Raw genomic sequence first — 19819 nt, forward strand, 5'->3', positions numbered from 1 at the left:
ACCGCAAGGCGGCGCGGTAACGCCCGGCCCATTCACTCCAAACCGAGGTTATTCAGATGATCTGCGGTCATTGCGGAAACTTGGTCAAAGAAGGCTTCACCACCTGCGCCGCCTGCGGCGCGATGTACCGGCGGCATCCCGGCCCGCTGGCGCGGCTGATCTATGCCTTGCTGACGCCCGTCATCCTCGTTGCCATCATTTGCACGGTTCCGGCGTTCGAAGGCGACGGACCCGCCGCCACGACGCTGTTTGTGATGCTTATTCTGCTTTTCGGAGGCATGGCGTTGGGCCGTGTCGCCAGCCCGCTCCGCTGGTGGCGCTGATGCCGGACGCGCCGCCTTTTCAGCCGGATCGGGTCGCGACTGCCGGCTACCAGATCATCCCCGACGGCGATGACATCCGGATTGTCTACAGGCAAGTCGATGTCGGCATCCTTGGCGTTTGCGCCGCCATCCCCGTCGGCGCATTCGCCGGGCTTTGCGTGCTCGGAGTGGCGGCCATCCTCTGGTCCCCGCCATTCCCGACCCTGGTCTATCTGCTGAGTCTGGCCGCCGCAGCGGGGGCCGGTGTCAGATATTACAAATGGGTCAATGCCGGACGCGGCGGAACGAAGACGGCCATTGTCTCGCGGGAATTCGTGATCGCCGAGGACCGCCGTTATGACAATTGGCGCATCAACTCCTTCATGGTCGGGCAACCGGCAGTGAATGCGGGACAGGCATTCAAGCTGTTCACGCTTGGCGCATCCTCGTTCATTTTGTCGGTGGCGCTATATATTCTCCCGGTTCTGCTATGGTTCGGATTGGCTCCGCTGGCAATTCGGGAGCTTACTTCAGGCATCTATTTTGACTATGGCGAAGAACAGGGTGTTCTCGTCCGCAATGTGGGATCGCGCCGTGCCAGCGCGATCCTGGCCGACCTGGAAAGTGTGAGAGCCCGTCATTTCTTTCTGCGCTAAACCGGCGGCGACGGATGCCCTTCAGCCCTGAGAGGGGCCGCCCGGCTTCCGCTTGGAAGCCGGGCCGCTCGTCGCCGCCGGGGGACGCGGCAGGGTTGGCGTTGGCGGCGTTGCAGGGGCGGCCTTGGGCCAGTGGACCAGCCGCATCGGCGGCGAGGCCGTCGCCGCCAGATGCTCGAATTCGATTTGCAGCAGCGCGGCGAATTGCCGGTCGGCAAAGGCGTCGTCGAGACAGGACGCGATGCTGACCGGCACCCGCCAGGCGGCGCAGCCGCGCTTGGCGTAGCGTTTTAGTGCGCTCAATCCATTCTTCGCTGCGGCGAGCCTGTGGAACAGCGGCAGCCATATGGCCCGTTCGGGCAGGCGCGGCCTGCCCGATGCGGCCTTGAAGCCGTTGAGATCGGCCCAGCCATAGGCGGCATAGATCAGGATGGTTTCGACCGGCGGCGGCAGGCGCGCGGGCGGCGCTGCGCGGAACATGGTCAAGCGCCCTCGGGATGAACCACGAGGTCGCGGAAGCGGCGATCCTTGTAATAGACCAGTTTGCGCGCGCGGATCGGCGGCAGGCCGTTCACGAACAGCAGTTCGTCCGTTTCCGGCAGCCGCGCCACTTCCGCCGCATAGAGCAGCGGGCGCGCGACGGTGCTGTAATTGACGCCGCTGTCCTTCCCCTGGCGCCGCGCGTTGTGGGACTCGCTGCGCACCGAGGCCGTGCGCGCGCCCAGCATGCGCGAGACGGTTTCGGCGGTGGCGGGATCGTTGACGCCGAAGACCTGGATCACGCCCGCATTGGCGATGAAGGAGGTCCAGCGCTCGCGGTAGAGGTCGCGCAGTTGCGACAGGTCTTGCACGATGGGTCAAAGCTGGACGCCGTAGCCCGCCAGCAGCCCGAGCGCGGTTTCGATCATGTCGAGCCGCCCCAGCGCCGCGAATTCGTCCAGCAGGAACAGCACCGGATGCGCGGGCCGCCCGGCCAGGCCGGAAAGTTCGGCCAGCGCCAGGCTGACCAGCAATCGCAACCAGCGTGCATAGCTTGTCAGGCGGCTCGACGGCAGCACCAGATAGATTGTCATCGCCCGCCGCTTGAGATCGGCGAGATCGAAATCCGACCGGCTGAGAACGTCCGCCATGCGCGGGCTGTCGAGGAAATGCGTGTGCGCCTGGGCCGCCGAGAGGACGGAGGCGCGCTCCTTGTCCGGCTTCTGCTTGATGCGGTTGGCGGCGCGGGCGACAAGGCCGCCAATCGCGCCGCTGGCCGCCATATCGTCGAGCAGCGCGGCGAAGGCGGCGGGGTCGAGCGTCAGCAATTGCCGCAGGCGCGGCAGCGTCCGCCGGGCGGGCGGCTCGCGGGCGAGGATATGGAGCAGCAGCCCGCCGATCAGCGCCTTTGCTTCCGTATCCCAAAAGGGATCGAGGCCGGATGCGCCCTTGGTGGGCACCAGCGCGTCGGCGATCAGCAGCACGTCTTCCGCGACATCGGCGCTGTTGCCGTCGAGCGGATCGAGCGGGTTGAGGGCCGACGCTGGCAGATGGGTGATGCCCCACGGGTCGAGGATATGCACCTCTTGCCCCATCGCCGCCCGGCGCAGGGCGGTCGCCTTCGCATTCTCGCCCTTGGGGTCGATGACCAGCGCCGAGCCGGGATAGGTCAGCAGATTGGGGATGACCGCGCTGACGCCCTTGCCCGAGCGGGTCGGGGCGATGGTCAGCAGATGCCGGTCGGTGGCGACGCGCAGCAAGGGTGACAAGAGTCTTCCCGGCCACCGCCCCAACATCAGCCCATCATTGCCCAGCAGCCCCGCCCGGCGCAGATGGTTGAACGTCGCCCAGCGGGCCGAGCCGTGGGCGGAGGCGGTTTCATCGACGCGCGCCCGCAAATCCTGCCGCAATTCGCTCGCCGCAAACGCCGCAGCGCCGCCGAGCGTCGGGATCGAGAGATAAGGCGATGTCGATTTGAGAAGAGAGAGAAGATCGTGCAGCATAACACCCTCCTGTCCTGCCGACAGGAAGGAATTATACCGGTGGTAGAATTAAAATAAGACTAATGGTAGGCAATTCCCCATAACATACTAAGTGATATCTCAAGAGCATAGTGGATAGCGCGGTATGTTCTTGCGTGAATCCTCATGAATAAAGGAGGTGTATTCTAGGATTTATATGGCTTGAGACTTCCTCAAATTCTCCTTCTTGGAGAAGTGAGTACTTGTCGCTCAATGTTATTGAGTGTCCTTCAAATGTTACATCTGGAAGGGAAACTGTTCCTAATATCAGCTGAGTGTCATCGGGCATCTGTGAAAATATCAGATCGAATGTCGCAATAGTGTTATTAGGATCTGGATCCTGTTGTTTGGGCGAATCTATAATGACCGGACAAAAACAGGATGTTGTGAATTCCCGTACAGTATGAAGGTAGGCATAAAAATATGCCAACATTGCCCGTGGACGATCATTGCCCGTTTCTTTAATTTTATAATCGATGAAGGGCGGAAATTCTAAGTTCAGATTCAGAGAACGCGAGAATTTGATAATTTTCTCATGGTAAAATCCCTGAATATTACTTTTCCTATCGGGATCATCATATTTCTTTATATCGTCCTGCAGTCGCGCAATTCGCAAGTTGCATTTTTGCAAATCGCGTTCAATTCCCTCTATCTCCGCTACCATTAGCTGGTGTGCCTTCTTTTCAGCTTCAGCATCGATGACATCTCGAAGTCTCAGCTTCTTTTTCTTTTGGTCGAGGATGGAGTTTATTTTCGTGATTCGAAAATTACCGTGATTGATCTTAGCGTTAGATTTACTAATTTTCGTGGAAATCGCCTCTAAATTCGAGGAATTCTTGGACAGAAATTGGCGGCACGCCTCACGGTCTTCAATTAAAGAAAAGCGATGAAAGAACGAATTCTCGTATTCAGCGCCGCATGTTGGACATGATATGGCATCATGATCATGCCCTTGGATGAATTTATAATCTTTGTCAAACTCAGAGAGGGCGGCGCGTACAATGCCCATTTGCTCTTCCAACATGGCTTTCTGGTTGTGATGATCACTCAATTGCGCCATTAATATGCTTCGTTGTCCTTGAAGAGCGGAAAGTTCTTTAAGAAGGTCCGCGATAGCTTTTTTGTAAGACTCTGCATCAATATCGATAGATATTGCTTTTTGCCGGCCTTTGATCCGTAGTGCGGCGGAATTAATGGTTCGCCTCTCACTCTCTTTTTCTAATTTTCTCTGGCGCTCCTGGGTAAGCTGAGCATTGATAATAAAAAATTCATTCGGCTTTATCCCGGAATGGTATGGGATAATTGACTTTTTCCAACTGCTGTATTGGCCCAAATTCTGGAATGAATTCCACTGCGCCACCCAGCCCTGATCTTGATCAATATAAAACGGTAGGAAGCAATAGGCTGGGGGCGGGATTTCAGGATCGCCCTCTCGGTTTGTGAGATGGAGTCCGAAATCGAGTAGCCGACTTATAAACGGCGTAATGCCTTCGGCTACACTGGCCGTTTTCAGGAGAAGGCTGCCATACGCGTTAAAAATTCCGAATAGATTTCCAGTGCGTATGACGCTGTATTCTTCGCCGTCTACAGAAAATTCAAGAACACCAGTGGGAGAAAGTTCTTTCCATCTATCGCTAATAACGGCTGGTTCGGCACCTAAGCACCAATATATCGATTTAATGATAGATGATTTTCCAGTATCATTCTCGCCCTTGATAACCGTCACTTTCTCGTGGAAGGGAATTTTCTTTGCCTTCCTTTCTGTCATCGAGATTAGATACAAGTTCTTTAAGCGCAATATTTTCATGGTTCTTTTTCCGTAAATGCCTGATTAGGAGTTTATAGCTCTCTTCCCGTCTCATGATGATTGATACTCATGTAGCGTCGCGGCTCGAATGTAGTTAATTGAATATAATTTGTGCTCAGTTTCGTAAACCTCTGCGATAGTATCGGCGACGTTAAATATGCAGTCTTTCACCGGCGAGTGAGGATTCTGATCAAGATATTTATCTATTTCCAATCTAATAGATGAACGCATATGATGCAGGACTATGTTTGTGACGTTAAAGCGATCTGCTTCATATTTTTCCCATTGTTGACGGATGCCACGTAAATCTGCTGCGGAGATCGGCTCAAGGTGGTGTTGAGCTTGATCCCACGATGGGCGACGTTTATGAGCCTCTTCAAAACTCTTAATCCATCCTTCGAGGTCGCTCCGTCGAATGAACTTCGCAGCCAGCAATTCCGGAACGGATTTAACATCTCGCATATGTTTGGAACGGCTTCTGCATTGATCAAGTAGCGCAAGCCGAAAAGCATCGTGGCCAGCATCAACGTTGCACGTCTTGATGATAAATTCCGATATCTTCCCTCTCAGATGAGTCTCGTAAGCCTCAAGTGGCATGGCCGTCTTATGAAAGTGAAAAAGCTCGCCATCTTGATCGGCAACTGCGGAGGGGAACTCGATTTTGAGGGCGGCGATTAAAGCTTTGAATGCAGCTTGATCTCCCTGCGAGAACCGACAGGGATATGCTACCTTTATGAATGAAGCGGGAGCATTGCTGACAAATCCGAGATGCTCTGTAACGTCCGGAAATTTCTCCTTATTATCAAAAAGCTTGCCAGCAATCGACCGAGCGACTGACTTTTTGGATTTTGGTTGCTTTATTATTTCCTTGATGTCCCATGAACCTAAAGATTTTGTCTTTATCTGATAAAAACTAATCTTTGGCTGATCTTTCTCATACCGGACCACAAAAATGTCGTCATGGAATTCGAATCCGATAGCGTAGTCATTACCTTTTTCATGCAATTCAATTAGATGATGAATGCCCCAACAGGTCTGAAAGTCGAAGCGATCCTGAGCGAGGCTTCCCGCTTTTTCTCTTTGTGGTTTTGTAAGCAAGGTATCAAAGAGGTCAAGCATATGATTCGGGGCCGGATAATAACGGGGCTGCAATTATAGCGGGCGTCGATATTTATGCAACGATCAAGTGTATTCACTTCCATATAGAGCCACCGCCATGAGTGGCCCCTACTCGATATCGGCTGGGACAGTCGTGACATTTGGCCCGGGTCTATTTTGATACCGTATCGTTCACATGGCGGCGCTTAGGGGCCGTTATGCCAGTTGGAATCCCCGCAAATCACGCAGTTTAACGTCCAAAAGCGGATGCTTTCCATCTGGCGGTTTCGCTTGCACATTTTTGCCGAAGGACTTACACATATTCTTACACAGCGCCTTGGCGCTCGGAGGAAATCTTATATTTTACAAGGACATAACCTATGTGGCGGCAAACTCAAAATCTGTTGGCCGCAAGGTCGTGTTGGTTCGAGTCCGACCGGGGGCACCACTCAATCCCTTGAAATCGCCGACTGTCAAAGATGGCCCCTCGCGGGCCATTTTTCGCGACCATGCCCAGCGCGCGCCAACGTCGCGCCCGACATGACAGCGCAACGTTAAGCGGTTAATTTGGCGGCCTTCTCCAGATCGGGACCGTCCATGACCGCCTTCCGCCGCCTCGCCGCCGCCGCTTTCATTTCCACCGCCGCCCTCGCCGCCGGCCCGGCGCTGGCCTGGGGCCCCAACGGGCACGCCATCGTCGGCGACATCGCGCAGGACCGGCTGACGCCCAAGGCCAAGGCGGCGGTGGATCAGCTGCTGTCGCTGGAAGGTCACCACACCCTGGATGAGGTGGCGAGCTGGCCGGACACCGTGGGCCATTTGCCCAAGGACAAGGGCGGTTTGCCCGACACGTTGCCCTGGCATTATGTCGACGTGCCCACCGATCAGCCGGCCTATGATCCGGCGCGCGACTGCGCCGGTGAGAACTGCGTCATCGCCCGCCTGCCGGAGCAGGCCCGCATCCTGGCCGACACCAAGGCCGCGCCCGAGGCGCGCCTGGCGGCGCTGAAGTGGGTGGTGCACCTGGTGGGCGACCTGCACCAGCCGCTGCACGCCGCCGAGCGCGACCATGACAAGGGCGGCAACGACGTCAAGGTCCGCTACTTCGACGACGACCGGAACGGCCACCTGAACCTGCATTCGGTGTGGGACGGGTCCATCATCGACCGTGAGTTGGGCCTGTCGGTGAACAAGGATTATTCCATCGACCTGGCCAAGGCCAAGGTGGCCGCCACCACGCTGGAACCGGCCATCACCGCCTATGACGTCAAGGCCTGGACGCCCAAGGCGCGGTCCACCAAGCCCCCGTTCAAGGGCGCCGGCCTGGACAAGGCGGTGCAGGCCTGGGGCGAGGAAAGCCACGGCCTGGCGCGCGACGTGGTCTACGGCCTGCTGCGGTCGCCGGAATCCGATGGGGTCGAGCGCCTGGCCCAAGGTTACGAGACCGCCGCCTGGCCGCTGGTCCGCATGCGCCTGGAAATGGCCGGTGTACGCCTGGCCTGGGTGGTGAACCAGGCGGTCGGCCACTGATCCCACGGGGCCTTCCTACCTGAAGACCGGTTGAGCCGGCGCGGTGGCGCCCCCGGGCCGATGCCGTGGTTCGGCGAAGCATCTGCTTTATCAGATAATATTCGGCCCAATTACTTAATGTGCGTCAAATAGGTGGACCAATACGAGAGAACAGTTGCGAAGGCGTCCGGTCGGGACTTTCATGGGAGTACCAAGGTGGAGGTGTCCCATGACCCAGTACAGCACCTATTCCCTCGTCCTGAGGGAGCACATCGCGGATCTCGACCCCCTCATCGACCGCTGGACCAGCGGGCATTTCCTGCTGACCGGTGCCGCCCATGACGAGGCCGAGGAATTCGTGGATCGCCTGAAGGATCTGCGGGCCGAACTGGTCAGCCGCATGGCGCGGCCCGATCTGGATGGGCGCACGGCCCCCCCGGTCGCCGACGGCATGACGGTCCGTTAGCGGCGCTCTCCTGGCTCCCCTTCTCCCCGCGCTCCGCCCTGGGGCTGGTCCCTGGGCGCGGACGTGGGGACGGGGTGGTTTTGCGCCCTGTTTTCCCCCGCCCCGTTTTCCCCCAGATCCCGATGTCAGCGCGCCGGATCGGCGGTCAGGCCCAGGTAGCGGTCGGCGCGGTGGTTCATGGCCACGATCATGTTGGCGATGACCGCCCCCGCGACCGATAGCGTCAGGCGCCCCGGTGTCAGCACGAAGCAGGCGGCCGCCAGGATGGCCGCGTCCAGACCCAGCTGGACATAGCCGGCGCGGATGCCGAAGCGTTCCTGCAGGTACAGCGCCAGGATGTTGATGCCACCCAAGCCGATGCGGTGGCGGAACAGGATCAGCAGGCCCGTGCCGATCAGCCCACCGCCGGCCAGCGCCGCGTAGACCGGGTTCAGCACGGCGAAGTCCACCCAGCCGGGCGTCAGCCGCGTTTCCACCGTCACCAGGCACACGGCGGCGAAGGTGCGCGCCGCGAAACGCCAGCCCATGCGCCGCCAAGCCAGCACGTAGAAGGGCAGGTTCAACACGAAGAAGAATATCCAGAAGCCCTGGCCCGTCACATAGTGCAGCAGCAGGGCCAGGCCGGCGATACTGCCCACGAGCAGCGTCGCCTTGGCGTACAGCACCGTTCCCAGTGAGACGAGCAAGGTGCCTATGCCCAGCGCCGCCAGGTCCTCATAAGCTCTGTGTTGCTGTTTGTTGTCCGAACTCATCGTTAATCGCCCAACGAGTACTGTATCGATCTCATTGTATATTACTTCACATGATGATGAGATCTTCCGTGATCACACGGCTGGCCGGTTCGCCGGGAGGGGCGGCGGCCCTCCACCGCGGTACGACGCCGGGCATAGACGGCCGCACCTAGTCGGACCGCATAGAGGGGGCGGCCGTTACGGGCTTTCGGCGTAGGGGCCTTGAACCATTGCCCCGTTGCCGATCTTCCCGGCGTTTGAAAGGCTTGGGGGGACGCATCATAGCAGGAGGAAAGCCATGAGCACGAACCAGAGCGCCGCGTACGCCCGCATCCTGCAGGAGCGCATCGCCGACCTGGATCCCCTGATCGAACGGTGGAGCAGCGACAGCCTGATCCTGACCGACACCGCCGGCGACGAAGCCGAGGAATATCTGGAACGGCTGAAGGTGGTGCGCGCCGAGATGGCGGGTCGCCTGGGCCGCCCGGACCTGGAGGTGCCTACCCCGGGCATCACCAACAGCATGCTGGCGCGCTGACCGTCGTCAGCGTGCCATCTGGCGAGAGGAAGCGGCCCGGACGCCTTCGCCCGGGCCGTTCGCCTTCCTACAGTCCCGCCTCCGGCAGCACCCCGCCCGCCGGGCGGCGCAAGACGGTCAGGCGGCAGTACAGCCAGCCCAGGGCCAGCAGGGCCACGAAGACCCCGAACAGCAACAGGTTGTAGTAGATCAGCGCGGCCAGGCACAGGCAGGCCAGGCCCAGCGCCACGGCCGGCACCAGCGGATATCCCGGCGCGCGGAAGGGGCGGGCCATGTCCGGCGCCGCGCGGCGCAGGCGGAACAGGCTGGCCATGCTGACGATGTACATGACGATGGCGCCGAACACCGACAGGGTGACGATGTTGGCCGTCAGCGGCTGGCCGCCGAAGGCCAGCACCTCGTCGGAAAAGATGGCGGCGATGCCCACGGCGGCGCCCGCCAGGATGGCCCAATGCGGCGTGCGCCGCGTGGGGTGCAGGCGGCTCAAACCCGCCGGCAGGAAGCCCGCCCGGGCCAGGGCGAAGATCTGTCGGGAATAGCCCATGATGATGCCATGGAAGCTGGCCACCAGACCGAACAGGCCGATCCACACCAGCATGCGCAGCCAGCCGCTGTCCGCCCCCACCACCGCCTTCATGGCCTGGGGCAGGGGGTCGTTGATGTTGGCCAGGTCCCGCCAGTCGCCCACCCCGCCCGCCAGCACCATGGTGCCGAAGGCCAGGGCGACAAGCGTCAGGATGCCGGCGATGTAGGCGCGGGGGATGGTGCGGGCGGGGTCCTTCGCCTCTTCCGCCGCCATGGCCGCCCCTTCGATGGCCAGGAAGAACCAGATGGCGAAGGGGATGGCGGCGAAAACGCCGCCCAGGGCGGCGCCCGACAGCGGTCCCGCCTCGCCCGACCAGCCGTGGGCGGCGAAGTTGCCCCAGGTGAAGCCCGGCGACACAACGCCCATGAACACCAGCAGTTCGGCGATGGCCAGCAGCGTCACGCACAGCTCGAAAGTGGCGGCGATGGTGACGCCGGCGATGTTCAGCGCGGCGAAGACGCCATAGGCGCCGACGGCGGCCAGCTTGGGGCTCAGGCCCGGGAATTGGACGTTGAGATAGGCGCCGATGGCGAGCGCGATGGCCGGCGGGGCGAACACGAACTCGATCAGGGTGGCGTAACCGGCGATGAATCCGCCCAGGGGCCCGAAGGCGCGATGGCTGTAGGCCAAGGGGCCGCCGGCATGCGGAATGGCGGTGGTCAGCTCGGTGAAGCTGAAGATGAAGGCGGTGTACATCACCGCCACCAGGATGGTGGTGGCCAGGAAACCCAGCGTTCCTGCCTGGGCCCAGCCGTAGCTCCACCCGAAATACTCGCCCGAGATCACCAGCCCGACGGCGATGCCCCAGAGATGCCACCCGCCCAGGCTCTTGTTCAGCCCAGCCCCATCCGCCGCCATGCCCCGTGCCCCCATGTCGTTTTCCGGACCAGTATGCCCAGGAAACACCGGTGTGGGGAGGGGGATTTGCCCGTGTTTTAGGCGAAGGAGAAACCGCCCACCGATTGGGCATCGGTACCGCCGGCGGTCAGTTGCGCCAATTGGCGACGCAGGGCGGCGTTCTCCTCCTCCAGCCGCATCAGGCGGCGGCGCAGGTCGGCGTCGGCGGGCGTGCCGGCCTGGTCGCGACGCCAGCGATAATAGGTCATGCGGCTGACGCCCAGGATGCGCGCCACGTCCACCACCTTCACACCCTCCTCCAGCAGGCCGTCGGCCTTGGCCAGGCACTGCGCGATCTCCTCCGCGCTGTGATTCCGTTTCATCGCCCTCTCCCGTTCTTGACCCTTGTTCGCCGCTTTGCGCCTTACCGCTCCGTGCCGGCGCTCCATACCCGCCGCACGGTCAGGGCTTGCGACAGCTCCACGAAGTCCGCCCGTCCGCCCGGGGCGATGCGGCCCAAATCGTCCAGGCCCAGGAACGCGGCCGGCACGCGCGCCGCCATGGCCAGCGCCGTTTCCGGCGACACGCCCATCAGGGCCACCGCCCCCCGCACCGCCGCCGCCATGTCGATGTCCGCCCCGGCCAGTACGCCGTCCACCGTCACCAGCCGGCCGTCGCGGCGATAGATGGTGTGGCCGTAAAGCTCGAAGCTGTCGACGTCGGTGCCGGTGGGCGGCATGGCGTCGGTCACCAGAAACAGCCGGTCGGGCCCCTTGGCCACCAGGGCCAGGCGCAGCACCGCGCCGTGGACGTGCACGCCGTCGGCGATGATGCCGCACCAGCCGCGCGGGCTGGACAGGGCGGCGCCGGCGATGCCCGGTTCCCGGTTCATCAGGGGTGGCATGGCGTTGAACAGGTGGGTGAAGCCGGTCAGGCCGTGGTCCAGGGCGCTGTCGGTGCGGGCATAGGTGGCTGCGGAGTGGCCGCCCGCCAGGATGAGGCCGGCTTCCGCCAACTGGGCCAGGGTCCCGTCGTCGACCACTTCAGGCGCCAGGGTCAACAGGACGCGGCCGCCGGGGAAGCGCGCGGGCAGGCCCAGCAGGAAATCGATATCTTCCTCCGTCGGGGCACGGACGTAGGCGGCTTCATGCACCCCTCGGCGTTCCATGTTCAGGAAGGGGCCTTCCAGATGGATGCCGACCACGCCGCCGCCGGGCACCTGCGCCGCTTCCGCCGCCGCGTCGACCGCCAGCCGCCACTTGCCGGCGGCATCCGTGATGAAGGTGGGCAGCAGCGACGTGGTGCCGAAGCGGCGGTGCGCGGCGGCGATGGCCAGGGCCGCCTCCGCCGTGGGCGTCTCGTTGAACAGCACGCCGCCGCCGCCGTTGACCTGGGTATCGACGAAGCCGGGCGCCAGCAGGCTGTCGGGCTCCAGCGCCACCTCTTCCACGGATGCCGGCACCTGGGGCAGCAGGTCCAGCACGCGGCCGTCCTCCACCAGGACGCCAATGCCCTCCAGTGTCTGATCGCCGGTGAAAACCGGGCACCCGTGGAAGAAAGTCCGCATCACACCGTCTCCGTCACCTTGCGCAGGTTGGGCGGCACGTCAGGGTCCAGGCCCCGGGCCCGCGCCACCTTGTGGATGGCCATATAGAAGCTGGCGACCGCCGCCAAGGGGCCGACCTCGGCCGGCAGGCCCGCCACCACGGGCAGGGCCTCCACACCGTCGATGCCGGTCTCCGTGGCCAGGATGGGCGCGCCCAGGCCCGCCGCCTTGGCCAGGGTGCCGCGCGTCACCTCCGCCGTCACGTCATCCTGGGTCAGCGCCAGGATGGGGAAGCCGGGACCCACCAGGGCGAAGGGGCCATGCACCACCTCCGCCGCGCTGAAGGCCTCGGCATGCAGGCGCGAGGTCTCCTTGCACTTCAGGGCGATCTCCGCCGCCGCGCCGCTGCCGATGCCCCGGCCCAGGACGTAGAGGCCCGTGGCCAGCTCCAGCCGGCGCAAGGCCGGATACCAGTCCAGGGCCACGGCGGCGTCCAGCCAGCCGGGGACCTTGGCCACGGTGTCGAGCAGGCCAGCATCCTCCCGCCAATGGGCCACCAGTTGCAGGAAGGCGACGCAGGCGGTCAGGTAGGATTTGGTGGCGGCGACACTCTTCTCCGGCCCGGCGCACAGCGGGATGAAGACGTCGGCCAGCTCGGCCAGGGGGGAGGTCTCGTCATTGACGAAGCCCACCACCAGCGCGCCGCCGGCCTTGGCCGCCTCCGCCAGGCGCAGCAGGTCGGGGCTGCGGCCGGACTGGGACACCGCCACGAACAGCGCGCCCTCCATCTGCAGCGGCGCGTTGTAGAGGGAGACGACGGACGGCCCGACGGAGGCGACCGGCACGCCCACCCGCGTTTCGATCAGGTACTTGCCGTAGGCGGCGGCGTGGTCGCTGCTGCCCCGGGCGCAGGTGATGACCACCTTGGGCTTCAGCGCGCGCAGGCGGGCGCCCAGGTCGCGGAACAGGGGGGTGGCGCGCTCGATCTGGCGGGCGCTGGCGGTTCCGGACTCGGCGGCCTCGATGGCCATCAGGGGCGTGATTTGGGCGGCGGTCATGATGGGTCCTGTGTCGCGATAAGGGTGTAAGCGGTCATGCGGCGCGCTCGGCCAACGGCAGGCCGGCGGCGGCACGAGCCAGGTGCAGACCGCCGTCCAGGGCGTCGCCCCGCGCCGGCACCAGTAGGCGCCGCGCCCAGGGGGCCAGCCACGGCTCGATCACCGGGGCCAGGCCGCCCATCAGGCAGACCTTGGGGGCGCCCAGCTCCACCAGGCGGCGGACGTGGGCGGTCAACTGGCCGGCGGCGGTTTCCACCAGCTGGGTGGCCACGGGGTCGCCGGCGGCGGCGAAATCCAGGGTCAGGGGCGCGAGCGTGCCATAGTCGCCGGGCTTGGCCGCGCCGGCCCAGGCCACCACCGCGGCGGGATCGCCCCCCAGGCGGGTCAGCACATGCAGGGTGAAGGGGGTATGCGGCCCCAGGCCGTCATGGCCGCGCAGGGCCGCCCGCGCCGCCTCCCGCCCCAGATGGGCGCCGCTGCCCTCATCCGACACCTCGAAACCCCAGCCGCCCACCGGCCGGCCGATGCCGCCCACCAGGGCGTAGCCGATGCTGCCGGTGCCGGCGATCAGGATGGCGCCGTCGGCTCCGTCGAAGGCGCCCAGGCAGGCGGTGTGGGCGTCGTTGCGGGCGGTCACGCTGGCGAAGCGGGCGGGCGCGCCGGCCTCCACCGCGCGCTCATCCTCCGCCCGGCAGATGCCGGCCAGGCCCAGGCCGACGTGGGTGCGGGACAGGGCATCACGGTCCAGGCCGGCCTGGGCCAGCGCCTGGTCGCACGCGGCCAGGATGGCGGCCCAGCTGACGTCCAGGCCCAACCGGATGTTGGCGGGGCCGCCCCGGCCCTCGCCCAGCCGGTCGCCGGCGGCATTGGTCAGCCGTGCGCGGCAACCGGTGCCGCCGCCATCCACGCCCATGTAGAGAAAGTCGCCCATGCCCAGACCCGTTCGTTCGGTGATGGTATGATACCAGATGTGGACCAGATCAGAAGGTCGAGCTTTCGATATTCACGTTCCGCTGCCTGATCTCATCCGCAAAATAACGCTGAAACCGTCGAAAATGGCGTACTGATATCATAAGAAACAATGCACTAACGCAGATCGTCCCGATGGCCATTCGTCGAGCCGCGAGACTCGGCTGTATAAGGCCAGGAAAAGACCACATCGGGATGGCGCTGCCGAAAGGGGCCAGTCGCAGCCGCCGCCGGATTGCGTCAGGATGGCCCCGGCACTCATGCGGCAACCCTTTCATCCACAGTCCGGGCCTGGTGCCCCGGACCCACGTAAACCAGGTTTCCCGGCCCTTCGCTCAGGCGCCGCACGGCGTCGGCGCGGCTGATCAGCGATCCTCCCGTGTCGAACGGCCGGCCGGCATCAGGCACGGCCGACAGCAGCAGGCGGGTGTAGGGATGCCGGGGTCCATCGATCACGGCGGCGGTGGGGCCGGATTCCACGATGCGGCCCCGGAACAGCACCGCCGTCTCCTCCGCCACATAGCGGGCGGTGGCGATGTCATGGGTGATGTATAGCAGGGCGATGCCCCGTTCGGCCTTCAGGCGCTGCAGCGTGTCCAGCACGCTGAGGCGGATGGAGACGTCCAGCATGCTGGTGGGCTCATCCGCGATGATGACGGCGGGGTTCACCGCCAGGGCGCGGGCCAGGTTCACCCGTTGGCGCTGGCCGCCCGACAGCTCGTGCGGGAAGCGGTGCAGCACGGCGTTGGCATCCAGCTCCACCTGGGTCAGCAGGGCGCGCGCCTCCTCCCCCCGCGCCCGGCGGTCCAGGTCCGGCCGGTGCAAGGCCAGGGGACGCGCCAGATGGTGGGCCACGGTGTGGGCGGGGTTCAGGGCGGCGAAGGGGTCCTGGAACACCATCTGCACGATACGGCGATAGGCCAGCAGATCCCGCCGACCGGACAGGCCCGTCACGTCCCGGCCCTGGAACAGGATGCGGCCGGAGGTCGGCCGCATCATATGGGTCAGCAGCTTGGCGCAGGTGCTCTTGCCCGATCCGGACTCGCCCACCAGGGCCAGGGCGCGGCCAGGGTGCAAGGTCAGATCCACGGCATCCAAGGCCTTGGTCCCGTTGGCGAAAACCATGGAAAGCTTTTCGGTCTGAAGCACGGGCGTGGTCATGGCATCACCAGGTCGGGCTGGGCGCGGACGGGTTGGGCCGGGTGCAGCGGCGGAATGCTGTCCCACAGGCGGCGGGTGTAGGGATGGTTCGCACCCTCTTTCCCTTCTCCGGCCGCGATGGCGGCGGGCGTGGTCAGTTCCACCAACCGACCCTGCAGCACCACGCCCACCCGGTCGCAGAACTGGCTCATCAGCGCCAGGTCATGGGTGATGAACAGGACGGAGAAGCCCAGGCGACGGCGCAGGTCGGCCACCTGTTCCAGGATTTCCCGCTGCACCACCACGTCCAGGGCGGTCGTCGGCTCATCCATGATGACCAGCTTGGGCTTCAGGGCCAGGGCCAGGGCGATCACCAGGCGCTGGCGCATGCCGCCGGAGAACTGGTGGGGATGGTCGCGCAGCCGGTCGGGGGAGATGCCGACCAGGCGCAGCAGGCCGGCGCTGCGCTCCGCCACCTCGGCCCTGTCGGTGATGCCGTGGGCGCGGAACATGTCGCCGAACTGGTCGGATAGGCGCAGCACCGGGTTCAGGGCGTTCATGGCGCTCTGCAGCACGACGCTGACCTCGCGCCAGCGCCACTGCCGCAGCTCCTTGGGGCCCAGGGCCAGGACGTCGGTGCCGGCCAGGGTGACGCTGCCGCCGGTGATGTGGGCTGGCGGGCGGTGCAGGCGGGCGATGGCGAAGGCGAGCGTGCTCTTGCCCGATCCGGACTCGCCCGCCAGGCCCATGACCTCCCCGGCGCCCAGGTCGAAGGACACGCCGTCCACGGCACGGGTGGCGCCTTGCGGTGTCGCGTAATCGACCGTCAGGCCGCGCACCTGTAGCAGGGGTGCGGGGAGAAGCGGGGCATTCATGCCGCCACCCGCTTCAGCTTCAGGCGCAGGGTGCGCAGACGGGGGTTGGCCACCTCATCCATGGCGAAGTTGATCAGCGACAGGCCGCTGCCGAACAGCACCAGGGCCAGGCAGGGGCAGGCCACTTCCCACCACGCGCCCACCTGCAGGGCCGACGTGGTCTGGGCGTTGTACAGCATGGTGCCCCAGGAGACCTTGAGCGCGTCGCCGAGCCCCAGGAACTCCAGGGTCGCCTCCGTCACCACGGCGTACAGCACGCTGCCGATGAAGTTGAAGCCGAGGATGGAGACCAGGTTGGGCAGCAGCTCGCAGGCCAGGATGCGCCAGGTGGGCTCACCCAGCAGCTCGGCGGCGTGGATGTAGTCGCGGCTGCGCAGGCTCTGCGTCTGGGCACGGGTGACGCGCGCACCCCAGCCCCAGGCGGTGCCGGCGATGATCAGCGCGATGGTGGCGGGGCTGGCCGCGCCGATGAAGGCCGCCAGCACCAGCATCAGCGGCAGGTTGGGGATGACCAGCACCACGTTGGTGATCAGGTTCAAGGCCTCATCCAACCGGCCGCCGATGTAGCCGGCGGTCACCCCCACGGCGGTGCCGATGGCGGTGATCATCAGGCCGGCCGACAGGCCCACCAATAGGGAGGTGCGGGTGCCGTGGATGGTCTGAGCCAGCACATCGCGGCCCATGCGCGTGGTGCCCATGAGGTGGGCGGCGCTGGGCGCCTCATGCGAGCGGCCAACGCGCTGGTTGGGCCCGGCGGGCGCCACCAGGGGTCCGAACACCGCCAGCGCCAGGAAGAACGCCACGATGCCGGCGCCGATGCTGGCCTTGCGGTTGGCGAGGAGCGAGGTGAAGAAGGCGCGCATGGCGCTCAGGCCCTCCGCAGGCGGGGATCCAGGGCCAGGCACAGCAGGTCCGCCGCGAAGTTCGCCGTCAGCATGGCCAGCGTCATGAGCATGAGCTGGCCCTGGATCAGGGGATAGTCGCGGGCGGTGATGCCCTGGTACAGGGTGTAGCCCAGGCCCGGATAGTTGAAGACGATTTCGGTGATCAGCGCCCCGCCGAAGGTGGCGCCCAGGGTCATGGCGAAACTGGTGACGGTGGGCAGCAGGGCGTTGCGCGCGGCATAGGCGTAGCGCACGCGTCCGTCCGACAGGCCCTTGGCCGTGGCCAGGGTGATGTAGTCCTCGCCCAGCAGGTTGATCATGCTGTTGCGCATGGTGACCAGGTAGCCGCCGATCTGGGCCACCACCAGGGTCAGGATGGGCAGGGCCGCGTGCACCAGCACGCTGCCGATGAAGGCCGGGGTGAAGCCGGGGTCCAGCTCCGGCGCCCAGGCGTAGCCGGTGGGCAGCCACTTCAGCCGGATGCTCAGCACGAACAGCGCGACCAGCGAGGTCACCAGCGGCGGCACCGCCTGGATCATCAGGGCGGCCGGCGCGCCGAAGCTGTCGAACGCCCCGCCCCGCCGCCAGGCGGCGCGGATGCCCAGGGCCGAGCCCAGCAGGAAGGCGATGAGGGAGGAGGTCAGGACCAGCAGCAGGGTCCAGGGCAGGGCCTGCATCAGCACGGCGTTGACCGTCAGCGGGTGGAAGCGCACCGACAGGCCCAGGTCGAAGGTGAAGACGCTAGCGAGATAGCGGCCGAACTGCACCGGCCAGGGCCCGTCGACGAAACCGAAGGTGGCCTTCAGCGCTTCCAGGCTTTCCGGCGGCAGTACGGTGCCCGCCTGGGCGAACATGATGTCGACCGGGTTGCCGGGCATGAGCCGCGGCAGCAGGAAGTTGAAGATCGCGGCCACGACGAAGGCGACGACGTAGAACCCGGCCCGGCGAAGCAGGAAGGACATGGGATATCAGCCTTGGCCCAGAGTGTCTGAGGGAAGTGTCCGAGGGGCGGCGGTATCACCCGCCGGCGGAGGGGGTGGGCTGGGATGACGCCGCCGCCTGGCCCTTCGCCGGTTCCAGCGCCAGCAGGTGCAGCAGGCGTTCGGGCGTGCCGTCGAAGACGTCGGGCCGGGCCACCGGGTTGTCGGCGTTGAACCAGCCCTTGAAGCGGCGGGTGTTGTATTCGTACCAGGTGGGGTTGCTGAACAGCGGCACGTAGGGGCTGTTGGCCGCCACGATCATCTGCACCTTGTCCATGGCGCGGCGCTGCTCCGTCGGGTCGATGGTGGCCACGAAGGCGTCCAGCGCGCTGTCCAGGTCCGGGTCGGTGAAACGGGTGGGGGCGAAGCGCGTCTTGCCGCTGTAGCGGGAATGGAAGCCGGTGTCGAAGCTGCGGTAGGGCGTCTCCCCCGGGAACAGGCCGTTGATGGCCATGTCGTAGTCGCCGCTGATCAGCTTCTGCGCCCAGGACGCGGGCTCGACGGTGGAGACGCGCACATTCAGGCCCAAGGCGTTCAGGCTTTCCGCCACCAGCTGGGTGGAATTGACCCAGTCGGTCCAGCCGGTGGGCACCAGGATGTCGAAGGCGATGGGGCTGCCGTCGGCATTGTCGATATAGCCGTCGCCGTTGACGTCGCGGAAGCCGCTCTCGGCCAGCAGGGCCTGGGCGCCGTTCTTGTCGAAATGGGCGTAGCGGCCGTACTGGCGCTCGGCTTCCGGGTTCACCCAGTCCTGGTAAGTGCGGCCGATGCCGCTGGCATACTCGTTGACCTCGGGATAGCCGTAGCCGGCGATGTCCACGATGGCGCGCCGGTCCACCGCCATGCTGACGGCGCGGCGGAAATTGACGTTGCGGAAGGCGGCGCGGTTGCCCCGGCTGGGGCTGTTCAGGTTGATGTCGATGGCGACCGTGCCGCCCGGCGGGAACCAATAGCGGTGATGCTTGGGATCGGCCGCCACATAGGTGCGCTCGATATCCGGCAGGAAGGCGCCGAACCAGTCCAGCCGCCCCTCGGCGGCGGCGGTCAGCAGCTGCTCGTTGTTGCGCACCTGGGGAAAGCTCATGCAGTCGACCTTCAGGTCGGCGGCGTCCCAGTAGTTGGGATTGCGGCACTGGACGTAGACCTGCGGGGTGAAGCGCTTCACCTCCGTCATGGGGCCGGTGCCCACGGGCGTGTCGTTGGTGAAGGTCACCGGGTCCGCGACCTTGGACCAGACATGGCGGGGCACCACCGGCACGCGCACGATCTCGAACACGATGCTGGTGTTCACCTTCTTCAGGGTGAAGACCACGGTGTGGGCGTCGACCGCCTCCACCGCCGCGACGCGGTTGCCCATGTCCAGCGTGTCCAGCGCGCGGAACCGGCGCAGCAGGTCGAAGGTGTAGGCGACATCGGCGGCGGTGAAGGGCTGGCCGTCCGACCATTGCACCCCCTCGCGCAGCTTGAAGGTCAGCTTCAACAGGTCGGGGGAGAAGGCGTAGTCCGTGGCCAGGCGGTATTCCGGCCGGCCGCCGTACATGGAATTGAAGACCACCAGCGGCTCATAGATGAACTCGCGCACGCTGGGCAGGCGGCTCGTCTCATTGAATGGGTTGAAATTGCGCACCCAGCCGCTGGACATGGCCGCCAGCACCGTCAGCGTCGCCGGGGCTGGCTGGCTGTCGGGCGCCGCAGTGGGAGCCGCGATGGGCGCGGTCGCTGTCGGGGCCGCCAGCGCCGTGGCGGCCAGGCTCAGGGCAACACCCGTGATGGAAACGAAACGTCGGATCAAGGCCGTCCCCAAAGGTACTGAAGCTCCCGGACTGGAGCGCCGCCG

General features: G+C 64.7%; 19 protein-coding genes and 1 pseudogene. 5 read left to right on the forward strand and 15 right to left on the reverse strand.

The genetic code is table 11. From position 1 onward, the window contains the following. Positions 1–56: 56 nt before the first annotated feature. Together UAA55_RS19045 and UAA55_RS19050 are read left to right on the forward strand one after the other, a co-directional pair. A complete protein-coding gene (locus tag UAA55_RS19045; RefSeq protein ID WP_145619456.1) occupies positions 57–323 on the forward strand; it encodes a hypothetical protein in 267 nt (88 codons plus the stop codon). Continuing rightward, positions 323–958 carry a hypothetical protein gene (locus UAA55_RS19050; RefSeq protein ID WP_322954716.1) on the forward strand — a complete coding sequence of 212 codons (636 nt, stop codon included), beginning with the start codon at positions 323–325 and terminating at the stop codon, positions 956–958. The genes UAA55_RS19045 and UAA55_RS19050 overlap by 1 nt, the downstream gene beginning before the upstream one ends. Positions 959–979: 21 nt before the next feature. On the opposite strand, the gene UAA55_RS19055 is transcribed toward UAA55_RS19050, so the two are convergent. From UAA55_RS19055 to UAA55_RS19070, 4 genes and pseudogenes are all read right to left on the reverse strand, one after another. Further along, the gene (locus tag UAA55_RS19055) at positions 980–1438 is read right to left on the reverse strand and encodes a hypothetical protein (protein ID WP_322954717.1); all 459 of its coding nucleotides are present in this window, start codon (positions 1436–1438) and stop codon (positions 980–982) included. A 2-nt stretch (positions 1439–1440) separates the two neighbouring features. After that, positions 1441–2940 (reverse strand): annotated as a pseudogene (locus tag UAA55_RS19060) (type IV secretory system conjugative DNA transfer family protein). 142 nt (positions 2941–3082) lie between these two features. Beyond that, positions 3083–4765, reverse strand: a complete 1683-nt coding sequence (locus UAA55_RS19065; protein WP_322954718.1) for an AAA family ATPase — start codon at positions 4763–4765, stop codon at positions 3083–3085. A 51-nt stretch (positions 4766–4816) separates the two neighbouring features. Continuing rightward, positions 4817–5884 carry a dsDNA nuclease domain-containing protein gene (locus UAA55_RS19070; protein WP_322954719.1) on the reverse strand — a complete coding sequence of 356 codons (1068 nt, stop codon included), beginning with the start codon at positions 5882–5884 and terminating at the stop codon, positions 4817–4819. Between the two features lie 576 nt (positions 5885–6460). Between UAA55_RS19070 and UAA55_RS19075 the strand changes: the two genes are divergently transcribed. Further along, positions 6461–7393, forward strand: coding sequence for a S1/P1 nuclease (locus UAA55_RS19075; RefSeq protein ID WP_322954720.1), 933 nt, complete (start codon positions 6461–6463; stop codon positions 7391–7393). Positions 7394–7601: 208 nt separating this feature from the next. Further along, the gene (locus UAA55_RS19080) at positions 7602–7838 is read left to right on the forward strand and encodes a hypothetical protein (RefSeq protein WP_322954721.1); all 237 of its coding nucleotides are present in this window, start codon (positions 7602–7604) and stop codon (positions 7836–7838) included. A 125-nt stretch (positions 7839–7963) separates the two neighbouring features. Here UAA55_RS19080 and UAA55_RS19085 read toward each other — a convergent pair whose 3' ends face one another. Next, entirely contained in the window at positions 7964–8590 is a 627-nt protein-coding gene (locus UAA55_RS19085; RefSeq protein ID WP_322954722.1) for a YitT family protein, read from the reverse strand. Positions 8591–8867: 277 nt separating this feature from the next. Here UAA55_RS19085 and UAA55_RS19090 point away from each other — a divergent pair, with 277 nt between their 5' ends. Then, on the forward strand, positions 8868–9107 hold the full coding sequence (locus UAA55_RS19090; RefSeq protein WP_040846647.1) for a hypothetical protein: 240 nt from the start codon (positions 8868–8870) through the stop codon (positions 9105–9107). 67 nt (positions 9108–9174) lie between these two features. Here the strand turns inward: UAA55_RS19090 and eat are convergent, their stop codons facing one another. The 10 genes from eat to UAA55_RS19140 all read right to left on the reverse strand — a co-directional run bounded on the left by eat (position 9175) and on the right by UAA55_RS19140 (position 19774). Then, entirely contained in the window at positions 9175–10566 is a 1392-nt protein-coding gene (gene eat / locus UAA55_RS19095) for an ethanolamine permease (protein ID WP_322954723.1), read from the reverse strand. Positions 10567–10628: 62 nt separating this feature from the next. After that, positions 10629–10913: a transposase gene (locus UAA55_RS19100; RefSeq protein ID WP_322954724.1), complete on the reverse strand. Its 285-nt coding sequence runs from the start codon at positions 10911–10913 to the stop codon at positions 10629–10631. A 41-nt stretch (positions 10914–10954) separates the two neighbouring features. After that, positions 10955–12097 (reverse strand): N-acetylglucosamine-6-phosphate deacetylase, encoded by a 1143-nt coding sequence (nagA, locus tag UAA55_RS19105; RefSeq protein ID WP_322954725.1) that lies wholly within the window; start codon positions 12095–12097, stop codon positions 10955–10957. Further along, positions 12097–13134: an SIS domain-containing protein gene (locus tag UAA55_RS19110; protein WP_322954726.1), complete on the reverse strand. Its 1038-nt coding sequence runs from the start codon at positions 13132–13134 to the stop codon at positions 12097–12099. The genes nagA and UAA55_RS19110 overlap by 1 nt, the downstream gene beginning before the upstream one ends. A gap of 34 nt (positions 13135–13168) precedes the next feature. Further along, positions 13169–14065, reverse strand: a complete 897-nt coding sequence (locus UAA55_RS19115) for a glucosamine kinase nucleotide-binding domain-containing protein (RefSeq protein ID WP_322954727.1) — start codon at positions 14063–14065, stop codon at positions 13169–13171. A gap of 296 nt (positions 14066–14361) precedes the next feature. Beyond that, a complete protein-coding gene (locus UAA55_RS19120; RefSeq protein ID WP_322954728.1) occupies positions 14362–15264 on the reverse strand; it encodes an ABC transporter ATP-binding protein in 903 nt (300 codons plus the stop codon). Continuing rightward, positions 15261–16118: an ABC transporter ATP-binding protein gene (locus UAA55_RS19125; RefSeq protein WP_322954729.1), complete on the reverse strand. Its 858-nt coding sequence runs from the start codon at positions 16116–16118 to the stop codon at positions 15261–15263. The genes UAA55_RS19120 and UAA55_RS19125 overlap by 4 nt, the downstream gene beginning before the upstream one ends. After that, on the reverse strand, positions 16115–16981 hold the full coding sequence (locus UAA55_RS19130; RefSeq protein ID WP_322954730.1) for an ABC transporter permease: 867 nt from the start codon (positions 16979–16981) through the stop codon (positions 16115–16117). Before UAA55_RS19130 ends, UAA55_RS19125 begins: the two co-directional genes overlap by 4 nt. Positions 16982–16986: 5 nt before the next feature. After that, on the reverse strand, positions 16987–17964 hold the full coding sequence (locus UAA55_RS19135) for an ABC transporter permease (RefSeq protein WP_088870783.1): 978 nt from the start codon (positions 17962–17964) through the stop codon (positions 16987–16989). Positions 17965–18019: 55 nt separating this feature from the next. Beyond that, complete coding sequence (locus tag UAA55_RS19140; RefSeq protein WP_322954731.1) at positions 18020–19774, reverse strand: ABC transporter substrate-binding protein; 1755 nt, start codon at positions 19772–19774, stop codon at positions 18020–18022. Positions 19775–19819: the final 45 nt, after the last annotated feature.

The organism is Nitrospirillum guanabarense (assembly GCF_034653355.1).
GTDB lineage: Bacteria > Pseudomonadota > Alphaproteobacteria > Azospirillales > Azospirillaceae > Nitrospirillum.